Genomic DNA, 11,326 nt, shown 5'->3' with positions numbered 1-11,326 from the left:
AGAGCGTTGACGTACACGACGGGTCGCTGGGAGCAGTTCTGGGGCAGGCTCAGCCGGGAGGGATACCCGGTGGCGGCGTAAGCGAGTCCGGAGGGGCCGCGAACCACATCATTCGTCGGTCACACCCCTTCCTGGATCTGATCCGAGCGGGGGGGCTGGTCGATCTCGGGCCAGGGCGGTAGGCTGGGCAACGTCGCGATTCCTCCCGACGCGGTCAGCCTTCCTGGATTCGAAGCCCTCCCGAGGAGCCTTCATGGACTGGCAGGCGATTCGAGACGAGGAGTTCCCCGTCGCCGGCCGGTGGGCCTACCTGGACCATGCCGCCATTGCCCCCATTCCCCGGAGGGCTGGTGACGCCATGCGCGCCTGGATCGCCGAGCAGGAGGCCAACGGCTGCATCCATTGGATGACCTGGCGGAACGAGCTGGAGGTGGTCCGGCGCCGGGCCGCCGCTCTGATCCACGCCGAGCCGGCCGAGGTCGCCTTCATCACCAGCACGACGATGGGCATCGGCCTGGTGGCCGAGGGATTTCCCTGGAACGACGGGGACAATCTGGTCACCGCCGCCGAGGAGTACCCCTCGAACCTCTTCCCCTGGATGAACCTCTCCTCCCGGGGGGTCGAGACGCGCCTCGTCCGCAGCCGAGACGGCCGACTCTGGCTCGAGGACCTGCTCGAGGCGATGGACGGGCGCACCCGATTGCTGGCGATCAGTCACGTCGAGTTCGCCTCTGGCTTTCGCAACGACCTCGACCGGCTGACCGAGCTCTGCCACGAGCGCGGCGTCGCTCTGTTCGTCGATGCGATCCAGGGGCTCGGCCCCTTGACGATCGACGTGAGGAAGACGCCCATCGACTTCCTCGCCGCCGACGGTCACAAGTGGCTGCTCGGCCCCGAGGGGGCGGGGCTCCTCTTCGTCCGCAAGGACTGGATCGACCGTCTCCGACCAATCCTCGTCGGCTCGAACAGCGCGACCAGCTCGTACAACGACCCTGAGCCCGCTTTCACCCTCCGCTCCGACGCTGGGAGGTGGGAAGGAGGCTGCTACAACATGGCGGGCCTCCTGGGCTTCGGCAAGTCCCTGGAGCTGATCCTCGACGTGGGGGCCGATCGCGTCTCGGCCCGGATCCTCGACCGGGCCGAAGGGGTCCGAGAGCGAGCCCGATCCGCCGGCTGGCGCGTGGTCGGATCCGACCGGCCAGGCGACCGCTCCGGGATCGTGGTTCTCGACCGGGACGGATCGGACAACGACGCGGTGGCCCGCCGCCTTCGGGAGTCGGGGGTCGCCGTCAGTTGCCGGCGGAAGAAGCTCCGGGTCAGCCCGCACCTGTACAATAACGACGACGACCTTGATCGGCTGGCCGAGGGGCTGCGAGCCCCCTCCTAGCCCGTCTTCCGGGCAATGACCACCAGCGGCGGAGCCCGCCGCGGCGTGCCGACCTCGGGGGAACGGGCCGAGGGGAGGGGGGAAGGCGGTCCGCTCGCGGACCGTCCTCACGCCGGCCCCCTCCCCCGGCCCCAGAACCTCCCCTCCAGGGAGGGAACCGACAGCGACGCATCGGCCCCCTTTCGGACGACCGCCCCGGCGGAGCGAACGACCATGGAACCGTCCTCCCGCACCGCCGTCTTCACCGGGACGTTCGACCCGATCACGCTCGGGCACCTCGACGTGATCTCCCGAGGACGGCTGCTCTTCGAGCGCCTGGTGGTTGCCATCGGCGTGAACCCGAACAAGCAGGTCCTCTTTCCGATCGAGGAGCGCGTCGCCCTGGCCGAGCGGGTCCTGCGGCCGTTCGAGAACGTCGAGGTCCGCGCCTTTGAGGGGCTGACGGTCGACTTCGTCCGCCAGGTCGGGGCCCGGGTCATCCTCCGGGGCCTCCGCACCCTCTCCGACATGGAATACGAGTTCAGCATGACGCTGACCAACCACCGGCTCGACCCCGGGATCGAGACCGTCTTCCTCATGGCCGACGGCGAATATGCCCACGTCTCCAGTTCGCTCATCAAGCAGGTCGCCCGATACGGCGGCCCCGAGGCCCTCTCCCGATTCGTCCCCGCCGAGCTCGTCGAACCGATCCTCGGCCGGGTGAGGGCGCCTGATCGCTGACCCGCCGGAGCCCGTTTCCGTACCAGCCCTCCCTTCGGGACCATCCCCATGCGACCGTCCGAGTCGATCGCCCTGCGCCGAGAGCCTGGCCATCTCGTTCGCAGCCTGTCGGCCCTGCTGCTCCGCGGGGCCCTCGGCATGATCTTCCTCGTCGCCGGCCTCGACAAGCTGTCCGACATGGGGCTGCTCGGCCTCGGGGACGCTGGAGCGTCGGTCGTCGCGGCCCAGGAAGAGGCGCTGCCCGCGGTCGAGGGGGCGCCGGCGGGGGAAGCCGCCCCGGAGCCCGAGCCGGAAGGCGAAGACGCCCAGCCGGCCCCGCTTCGCTATCCCGAGACGATCCGGGCCATGTTCGCCGACACCTGGCTGGCCCGGGAGCTGAAGCCGATGCTCGACCTCCACACGGCGCTGCTCCCGTACGCCGAGGTCGCCGTCGGCTCCCTGCTCATCGTTGGCCTGCTGACAACGCTCTCCTCCTTCGCCGCCGGGCTGCTGCTGCTGAGCCTGCTCTTTGGCCTGACGGTGCTCGGCAAGGGGGACATGTACCCGACCATGATGGTTTACATGATCGCCGACGTGGGAATCCTCTGGCTCTCCCCCGTCACGAGCAACTACCTCTCGCTCGACGGCCTGCTGTTCGGCTGGTTCTGGAAGCCCAGGGAGGAGGACTACCGGAGGGAATACGAGGCTCCCGTCCGTCCCCGCGCCTGATTCGGCCGGTTGCCCACCCGGGGGGGCGTTGGCTACCATGAACCGATCAACCCGCCCCGACCTCGGAGCGACCCGCCGGGAACCACCGGGCCCTCGCCGAGCCGATCGCGTATCGCGGCGCCCGTCCCCCCGGCGCCTCGGGACAGAGCCCCCCGATGAGCGAAGTCGACCGCATTGTCTCCCGACACCACGACATCAAGCGCTACCTCGACTGGGACGACCGGGCCGACTGCGACCGCCTCCGCTCGATCGCCTCGGCTCTGGAACCTTACTTCGACCCTCTGGTCGACGACTTCTACGCCGAGATCCGCCGCCACCCCCAGGCCGACTCGGTCATCACCGGAGGCGACGAGCAGGTCGCCCGGCTGAAGACGACGCTCCGCCACTGGCTCGTCGACCTCCTCGCTCTGCCCCCGGATGACGACTACGCGGCCCGATGCTGGCGAATCGGCCGCCGCCACGCCGAAATCGGCCTGGATCCGGTCTACGTGATCGCCGCCATGTCCCGCCTCCGCACCGGGATCTGCCGGGCCTTGCGGGCCTCCTGGCCCGGCGACCCCGATCGCCTGGCCGAGGCCCTGCGCTCCCTCTACCGCCGGCTCGACCTGGATCTCGCCCTGATCCAGGACGCCTACCAGGCCGAGAGCGACGAACGCCTCCAGCGCGCCGAGCGGTTGGCCACGCTCGGTCAGGTGGCCGGCGGTCTTGCCCACGAGCTGCGCAACCCGCTCAACGTGGTGAAGACCTCGGTCTACTACCTTCGGCACGCCCGATCCCCCTCCCCCGAAAAGCAGACCGAGCACCTCCAGCGCATCAGCCGGGGGGTCGACCGGGCCGACGCCGTGATTACCGCCCTCTCCAGCTTCGCTCGCCTGCCGGCCCCCGATTCTCGCCCGGTCACGCTGCGGGACTGCGTCACCGAGGCGTTGGAGGCCGACCCTCCCGGGCGCGACGTCGAGGTCGACGTGGTTATTCCCGGGGATCTCGCCGTGGTGGTCGACCCGACACAGCTGCAGATCGTCCTCGGGAACCTCATCCGCAACGCTTGTGAGGCGATGCCGGAGGGGGGTAAGTTGGCATTGCGAGGCCGCCGAGCGGCCGACGGCGCGATCGAGCTGGAGGTCGAGGACACCGGCATCGGCATGAGCCCGGAGCTGCGCAACCGGGTGAGCGAGCCGCTCTACTCGACCAAGGCCCGGGGCCTGGGGCTGGGCCTGGCCATCTCCCGGGCGATCCTGGAGAAGAACGGGGGGGCCCTCCGCATCGCCAGCGAGCCGGGAGTCGGCAGCACGTTCACCGTCGTCCTGATGGAGTCCACGGACAGTCGAGGTGCGAAGCCATGAGCGATCCCTCGCCGGCCATCCTGTTGGTGGACGACGACGTCGACTCCTGCCGCAACGTCTCCGACATCCTCGCCGACCTTGGCTACCGCGTCGACGTGGCGCACGACGGCCGTTCGGCGCTCGACCTGGCTCGGGGCCGGGCCTACGATGTCGCCGTGCTCGACTTCAAGATGCCCGGCATGGACGGCGTAACGCTCTACCGCCACCTCCGCGCGCGGCAGCCCGGCACGGTCGCCTTGCTCGTGACCGCCTACGCCAGCGAGGACACCGCCCGAGCCGCCCGATCGGCTGGCACCTGGCGCGTCCTGCGCAAGCCGGTGGACATCCCCAACCTGCTCGGCCTGATCGACCAGGCCGTCGGCCAGCCCCTGGTCCTCGTCGTCGACGACGACCGCGACCTGTGCGAGAACCTCTGGGACCTGCTCCGAGCCCGGAACATCCGCGTCGGACTGGCGCACGACCCTCAGGAGGCGACCCGACGGCTAGCGGAGTCCCGCTATCATGCCGTGCTCATCGACATGATCCTCCCGGGCGGGGACGGGGGAACCGTCTTCCGGGCCGTCCGGTCGGTCGACCCCCAGGCCCGCACGGTGCTCATCACCGGCTGCCGGCCCGAGAGCGATCCGATGATCACCCAGGCGCTGGCCGAGGGAGCCGACGCCGTCTGCTACAAGCCGCTCGACCCGGCCAACCTGCTCGACGTGTTGGATCGCCTGGTCGGGCCGAGCCCCGCCGGGCCGAGATAGGTAGGTGGCCGCCCCGATGGAACCGGATACGGACATCCGCACCGCTGCCCCTCGCCGCGTCCTGGTTGTCGAGGATGACGAGGACGCCAGGGCCAACCTCTGCGACATCCTCGAACTGGACGCGATCGCCGTCGACCCCGCGTCCTCCGCCGCCGAGGCCCTGGACCGGCCCTCCTCCCGATGGGCCTCCTACGGCGCCCTGATCCTCGACCGCCGCCTTCCCGACGCCGACTTCCACGAGCTGATGCCCCGGCTTCGGGCCCTGGCCCCCGACGCCGAGCTGATCGTCGTCACCGGCATGGCCGACATCCGGGGGGCAATCGACGCCCTCCGAGGCGGCGCCTCCGACTACATCCTCAAGCCCTTCGACCCGGACACCCTCCGAGCCAGCCTCGCCCGAGCCCTGGAGCGTCGTGACCTCCGGCTAGCCAAGCGCCGCAGCGACGCGGCCTTCCGCACCCTGGTCGAGTCGGCCGAGTCGGTCATCGTCATCACCCGGGCGGACCTGTCCATCGTCTACTTCAGCCCCTTCGCCGAGCGGCTCACTGGCTTCCCCGCCGAGGAAGTCATCGGCCGAGACTTCCCCGACCAGCTCCTCAAAGGGGAGGACCGGGGACCGACCCGGGAGGTGATGAACCGCCTCCGCTCCGGAGAGTCGGTGCGCGGCCTGGAGAGCCGACTCCGCTGCCGGGACGGCTCGACCCGATCCCTCGTCTGGAACGCCCGGTGGCTGGAGGACTACGACGGGGCCCCCGCGATCCTCAGCGCCGGCCACGACATCACCGACCTGAAGCTCGCTCAGCAGCGCGCCTTGCAGGCGGAGCGGCTCGCCGCCATCGGCGAGATGGTCGCCGGCCTGGCGCACGAGAGCCGCAACGCCCTGCAACGCGGCCAGTCCTGCCTGGAGATGCTCGCCCTGAAGGTCGACGACCGCCCCGAGGCCCTCGACCTCATCCGGCGCGCCCAGGCGGCCCAGGACCACCTGCACCACCTGTTCGAGGATGTCCGCAGCTACGCCGCCCCGATCCGACTGGAGGCCAACCGCTTCGAGCTGCCTTCCGTCTGGCGCGAGGCCTGGTCCTACCTGGAGCCCGCCGCCCGGGACCGCGAGGCCTCCCTGATCGAGCGCATCGACGCCCCGGCCACCTCCTGCTGGCTCGACCCCTTCCGCCTCGTCCAGGTGTTCCGCAACATCCTGGAGAACGCCCTGGCCGCCGCTTCCCCCCCCGTCGCCATCACGATCGAGTGCCGGACCGACGAGATCGAGGGCCGGGATGCGTTGCGCGTCTCGATCCGCGATAATGGCCCTGGACTCTCCCCCGAGCAGGCCGAGCGGATCTTCGAGCCGTTCTTCACCACCAAGGCCCGGGGGACCGGTTTGGGCATGGCGATCTGCAGGAGGATCGTCGAGGCCCATGGCGGCCGGATCGCCGTGGGCCCCCCCGGCGGCCCCGGCGCCGAGATCATTCTGACCCTCCCCCGCGAGCCGACATGATCCGATCCCTTCGCATCGCCGTGGCCGACGACGAGCCCGACATGAGGGACTATTATCGGGCCATCCTCCCGGTGCTCGGCCACCAGGTCGTCGCCTGCTGCGCCGACGGCGACGACCTGGTTCGCCTCTGCCTCCAGGAGCGGCCCGACCTGGTCATCACCGATATCAAGATGCCGTCCCTCGACGGCATCGAGGCTGCCGCCCGTATCGAGCGCGAGCTGCCGCTGCCCATCATCCTCGTCTCCGCCTTCCACGACGCCGACCTGATCAAACGGGCCGAAACCGACCATGTCCTCGCCTACCTCGTCAAGCCGATCAAGCAGGCCGACCTCGAAACCGCCATCGCCATCGCCCTGCGCCGCTTCGAGCAGTTCCAGGCCCTCCGCCGAGAGGCCGCCGACCTCCGCCAGGCGCTCGAGGACCGCAAGATCATCGAGCGCGCCAAGGGGGTCCTGATGAAGCGCTCCGGCCTCGACGAGGCCGCCTCGTTCCGCCGCCTCCAGAAGCTCGCCAGCGAGAAGAACCTCAAGCTCATCGAGCTCTCGAGGATGATCCTCACCGCCGAGGAAGCGCTGGGCAACCCGTGATCGCCGGCCCTCGCCCCGCTTTGGATCAGGCCGCGAGCCTCAGAACATGCACGATCCCGTGAACGACCGGGCGTCGCCTCGGTCGTGGCCTCAAGTCGACGCTCCCCGGTCCGCCTCGGGGCTCGCCCCTGCCCTCCCCAATCCAGCAGCGTCCGAAGGACCGTCGGGGCCCAGGTTACGGCCTATCGGCCGATCATCACAGTGATCGACGGCGGCAGGGGAGCCCCCTCCGCCCCGCTCTCGACTGGCCCTGGATCGCTTCCGCTCTGTCCAGTTCGCGGCCACCTGTTGCCACTCCCAGCCGAGGAAGCCCCCGAACCGGCGGAACGATCAGCAGCTCCCAGTTGTTCCGGTTCCCGTCGATCGCGAACCTCGTCTCGACCAGCACGATCCGGTCGCTCCGGCTGGCCTGGTCGATCATCGCGAACGGCAAGCGCCCAGCGCCCCGCCGATTCGGAGAAGGCGAACCACCGCTTGCGAAACCCCGGCGGCACCGATCACAGCGACCGCTTGCTGAAGATCGCCTTGCGGGCCAAGGCCAGGGCCGCACCGCTGATGTCGATTCCAAGCGCCAGCAGTTGCCAAGCTAACGGCAGTTCGTGATCCTCAGCCAGAGTGATCAGGGCTGAGTCCAGCTCGTCTCCCCCACGGCTGGCCGCCGACCAGACCGAGATCCGCTTTGGATGTCACCCCGCTCGGGCCTGCTTGACCAGCGCGGGCGCCAAACCCTCGGCCAGCCATTGGAAGTGCTGGGCGTTTCGGAAAAAATAGCTTTCCCTCGTGGTCACGGCGTCGATGTAGGCGGAGAACTCGTCACGGTCGCCTCCCGCCGAGAGCCGGGTGAAGTAGTCGGCGAACCCCGAGGCGCCGGTGGCCTGGACCCTCCTCCGGATGCGGTGGGAGCGCATCACGCGCCCCGTCTCCGGGGTGCGGATGACCGTGTCTGGGTAATTCAACACCCGGCACTTCGCGAACAGGTTGTCAGGCAGCAGATCCTGATTCATGGCGGGAAGCCCGACGGGAGGAGGTGGGGACCAGGGGAGCGTCGGCCTCGGGTCCGCACCCGGCCCAAGTTCGGCAGCTTCTTGCCGGCCAAGCCTGAGACTCACCTTGAAGCCGGAGGCCGCCTGGCGAAGCGACTCCGCCTGCGCCCCGAGCTGCTCGGCGCTGGCCGAGAGCTCCTCAGCGCTGGAGGCGTACGTCTCGGTGATCCCGAACACATCCTGGATCGCCTTGGTCACTTCGGCGGCCGACTCGGACTGCTCGTAGGTCGTCTGCGCGATCTTCGAGATCCGGCCGGTCGCCTCCTCAACCCCCTTGACGACTGCTCGAGCCGGAAGCCAACAAACGGCAACGGGTGCAGCTCCGCTCGACTGGCCTCCGAGCCCGGAGATCGCTCATCGGCCTGGGAGGTGGCAGGGGGGATCGGCGCTCATCCTGTCGGGACGGATGAACAGGCCAGTGGAATTCACGAGAGTCGAGGCCACCTTCCCGTTGGAGGGCCGATTTTCTCCACCCCACCGAGAGCGGCAGGCGAACGGAAGCCGAGCCGCCGATCATTCCGGAATCAGGTGGAGGCGGACGATCGAGAAGTCGTCGTCGAAGCCCGACTTCCCGGAGATGGTCCGAATGTGGGACACTAGGGGGTCCATGTCCGGCACGCCCGACCTCGCCAGCCCGGCCATGTAGCCGAGGAACTCCTGGAACGGCCAGCGCTCGCCGTCGACCTGCTCGATCTCGAAAACGCCGTCACTATAGAGGAAGACGCGGGAAGGGGCGTCGACCCGCTGCTCCCGGGTCTCGAACACCAGACCGTCGAAGGCCCCGACCATCGGCCCGGTGGCCTCGAGCAGGATCGTCTCTCCCGCCTCGTCGGGGATGAGCAGGGCTGGCGGGTGCCCTCCGCCGGAGTACCGGATGGTGCGGGTCTTTGGGTTGTACACCCCATACCAGGCCGTGAAGTACTTGTCCGCTTGCCGAGACATCTCGAACCGCTCGTTCAGGGCGGTGATGACCTGTCCCGGCTCTCGGAAATCGGCCTGAGGCAGCGACTGCGACCGGATGGCGTTGAGCACCGACACCGACAGCAACGCCGCCCCCACACCGTGGCCGACCACGTCGATCAGGTAGAAGGCAAGGTGGTCGTCGTCGACCTGATGATAGCCAAAGGTGTCTCCCCCCAGCGCCGCCGAGGGAATGAATACCCAGTCGGCCCGGATTGCACCGCGGTCCATTGGCTCGGGAAGCAACGACTGGACGTAGCGGGCCGCCTCGTCCACGTCGTGCGCCAGTGCCTGCTGGCTGGCGACCAGCGCCCGGTACGCCTCGTCGCGCTGGAGTTGGTTGATATAGCCCTTCGAGTGGTGCCGGATCCGGGCCACCAGCTCGAGGCGGTCGGGGAGCTTCACAATGTAGTCGTTGGCCCCCAGGGCGAAGGCGTCGGCCTTGGTCTTCGGCTCTTCCCGGGTGGACAAGACGATGACCGGCACGTCCCGAGTCGCCTCATGCTGCCGGTACTCCTTCACGAGGTCCAGGCCGTCGACCCCCGGCAGGACGAGGTCCTGGAGGATCACCGTCGGCCGGACGGACACGGCCATCTCCAGCGCCTTGGCCGGATCCTTGCAGTAGAAGAAGGCCAGCCCCGGCTCGTCGACAAGCATCCGCTTGACCGCCTCGCCGATCAGCGGCTGGTCGTCGATGAGCAGGACCGTCACGGGATGCTCGCTCAGGCCGGTGGCCATCTCGGGCCTCGCTGGTCGACGACGACGGGCGTACCGGGTTCGATAATCCAGACCCAGTCTAGCCGGTCGCCACCCCCGCGCGGAGAGCCAGGCGGCCCGAGCCTGCGACCGGGGATCCGGTCAGATGAGCTGGCGAATCGGCTCGGCCCCCTCGACGCCGACGAGCTTCTGATCGAGCCCGCCGTAGAAGAACGACAGCCGATCAGGGTCGAGGCCCAGTTGCGTCAGGATCGTCGCGTGCAGATGCTTGACATGGAACCGATCGACGACCGCCGCCGACCCCAGTTCGTCGGTCTCCCCCACCGAGACGCCCCCCTTCACGCCTCCTCCGGCCATCCACATGGTGAAGCCGAAGGAGTTATGGTCGCGCCCGGTCCCCTTCTCGTACTCGGCCGTCGGCTGGCGCCCGAACTCTCCTCCCCAGACGATGAGCGTGGAGTCGAGCAGCCCCCGGCGCTTCAGGTCCTCCAGCAGGCCGGCGATCGGCTTGTCGGTGCGGCCGCAGTGGTAGTTGTGGTTCTTCTCGATGTCGGTGTGGGCGTCCCAGTTGTCGTCGTTGTGGGCGCCCCCGGCGTAGATCTGCACGAACCGAACGCCCCGCTCGACCAGCCGACGCGCCAGCAGGCAGCGTCGGCCGAAGTTCTCGGTCTTCGGGTCATCCAATCCGTAAAGCCTCTTGGTCTCCTCCGGCTCGCCGTCAATCGCCGTCGCCTCCGGGGCGGCCATCTGCATCTTGTAGGCAAGCTCGAAACTGGAGATCCGGGCGGCCAGGTCCGACTGATCGGCCCGATCGGCCAGGTGGTCGGCGTTGTAGTCGTTGAGCGTGTCGATGAGCCGCCGCTGCATCGCGTCGGACACCCCCTCCGGAGGGGAGAGGTCGATGATCGGCTCCCCCTGCGACCGGAGGATCGTCCCCTGGTAGGTCGACGGCATGTAACCGCTCGACCAGTTCTTCGCCCCCGAGATGGGCCCGCCGACCGGGTCGAGCATCACGACGAACCCCGGCAGATCCTCGTTCTCCGACCCGAGGCCGTAGGTCACCCAGCTCCCCAGGCACGGACTGCCGCTGAGGATCCTCCCCGAGTTCATCTGGAGCATCGCCGAGCCGTGCAGCGGGCTGTCCGCCGTCATCGACTTGATGAACGCGATGTCGTCCACGTGTCTCGCCAGGTGCGGGAACAGAGAACTGACCCACTGCCCCGACTCGCCGTGCTGCTGGAACGGCCACTTCGGGCCGACGATCCGGCCCTCGTTCTTGGAGCCGCCTCGGCCCTTGGTCTTCACCGCGATCGTCTGGCCATCGTACCGCAACAGGTCCGGCTTGTAGTCGAACGTATCAACGTGGCTCGGGCCACCATACATGAACAAGAAGATGACCGACTTCGCCTTTGGCTCGAAGTGCGGCGCCTTCGGGGCCATCGGGTTCGAGTAGCCCCCCGGCGCGTCCCCGTCGGCTCGGGCCGATCCCGAGAAGAACCCGTCGCGAGAGAGCAGGTCGATCAGCCCGAGCGACGTGAACCCCATGCCCGTCTGCCAGACGAACTCGCGACGGGTCCGGCCGCAGAAGGACCCCTTCGGTCGCCGATGGTCGGTCATGCC

The 11,326-nt window shown here is 68.9% G+C and carries 11 protein-coding genes; 7 read left to right on the top strand and 4 right to left on the bottom strand.

Annotated elements, in window-relative coordinates:
* The first annotated feature begins 253 nt into the window (after positions 1-253).
* The 7 genes from TsocGM_RS22340 (at position 254) to TsocGM_RS22310 (ending at position 6,986) form a co-directional block, all read left to right on the top strand.
* Positions 254-1,387, top strand: a complete 1,134-nt coding sequence (locus tag TsocGM_RS22340) for an aminotransferase class V-fold PLP-dependent enzyme (protein ID WP_126727682.1) — start codon at positions 254-256, stop codon at positions 1,385-1,387.
* Positions 1,388-1,600: 213 nt separating this feature from the next.
* Positions 1,601-2,107, top strand: a complete 507-nt coding sequence (gene coaD, locus TsocGM_RS22335; RefSeq protein WP_126727681.1) for a pantetheine-phosphate adenylyltransferase — start codon at positions 1,601-1,603, stop codon at positions 2,105-2,107.
* Between the two features lie 48 nt (positions 2,108-2,155).
* Complete coding sequence (locus TsocGM_RS22330) at positions 2,156-2,815, top strand: hypothetical protein (RefSeq protein ID WP_126727680.1); 660 nt, start codon at positions 2,156-2,158, stop codon at positions 2,813-2,815.
* 155 nt (positions 2,816-2,970) lie between these two features.
* Positions 2,971-4,158 carry a sensor histidine kinase gene (locus tag TsocGM_RS22325; RefSeq protein WP_126727679.1) on the top strand — a complete coding sequence of 396 codons (1,188 nt, stop codon included), beginning with the start codon at positions 2,971-2,973 and terminating at the stop codon, positions 4,156-4,158.
* The gene (locus tag TsocGM_RS22320) at positions 4,155-4,904 is read left to right on the top strand and encodes a response regulator (RefSeq protein ID WP_126727678.1); all 750 of its coding nucleotides are present in this window, start codon (positions 4,155-4,157) and stop codon (positions 4,902-4,904) included. The genes TsocGM_RS22325 and TsocGM_RS22320 overlap by 4 nt, the downstream gene beginning before the upstream one ends.
* 16 nt (positions 4,905-4,920) lie before the next feature.
* Positions 4,921-6,399, top strand: a complete 1,479-nt coding sequence (locus tag TsocGM_RS22315) for a hybrid sensor histidine kinase/response regulator (protein ID WP_126727677.1) — start codon at positions 4,921-4,923, stop codon at positions 6,397-6,399.
* The gene (locus TsocGM_RS22310) at positions 6,396-6,986 is read left to right on the top strand and encodes an ANTAR domain-containing response regulator (RefSeq protein ID WP_126727676.1); all 591 of its coding nucleotides are present in this window, start codon (positions 6,396-6,398) and stop codon (positions 6,984-6,986) included. Before TsocGM_RS22315 ends, TsocGM_RS22310 begins: the two co-directional genes overlap by 4 nt.
* 497 nt (positions 6,987-7,483) lie before the next feature.
* On the opposite strand, the gene TsocGM_RS28000 is transcribed toward TsocGM_RS22310, so the two are convergent.
* The 4 genes from TsocGM_RS28000 to TsocGM_RS22290 all read right to left on the bottom strand — a co-directional run bounded on the left by TsocGM_RS28000 (position 7,484) and on the right by TsocGM_RS22290 (position 11,323).
* Complete coding sequence (locus TsocGM_RS28000; protein WP_126727683.1) at positions 7,484-7,660, bottom strand: protein-glutamate O-methyltransferase CheR; 177 nt, start codon at positions 7,658-7,660, stop codon at positions 7,484-7,486.
* A gap of 12 nt (positions 7,661-7,672) precedes the next feature.
* Positions 7,673-8,227 (bottom strand): hypothetical protein, encoded by a 555-nt coding sequence (locus TsocGM_RS27305; protein ID WP_233579108.1) that lies wholly within the window; start codon positions 8,225-8,227, stop codon positions 7,673-7,675.
* A 315-nt stretch (positions 8,228-8,542) separates the two neighbouring features.
* Positions 8,543-9,727 (bottom strand): fused response regulator/phosphatase, encoded by a 1,185-nt coding sequence (locus TsocGM_RS27815; protein WP_126727674.1) that lies wholly within the window; start codon positions 9,725-9,727, stop codon positions 8,543-8,545.
* Positions 9,728-9,847: 120 nt separating this feature from the next.
* Positions 9,848-11,323, bottom strand: coding sequence for a DUF1501 domain-containing protein (locus TsocGM_RS22290; RefSeq protein WP_126727673.1), 1,476 nt, complete (start codon positions 11,321-11,323; stop codon positions 9,848-9,850).
* Positions 11,324-11,326 lie beyond the last annotated feature (3 nt).

Source organism: Tautonia sociabilis, from assembly GCF_003977685.1.
Taxonomy (GTDB): domain Bacteria; phylum Planctomycetota; class Planctomycetia; order Isosphaerales; family Isosphaeraceae; genus Tautonia; species Tautonia sociabilis.
This window is presented reverse-complemented; position numbering and strand designations above follow the sequence as displayed.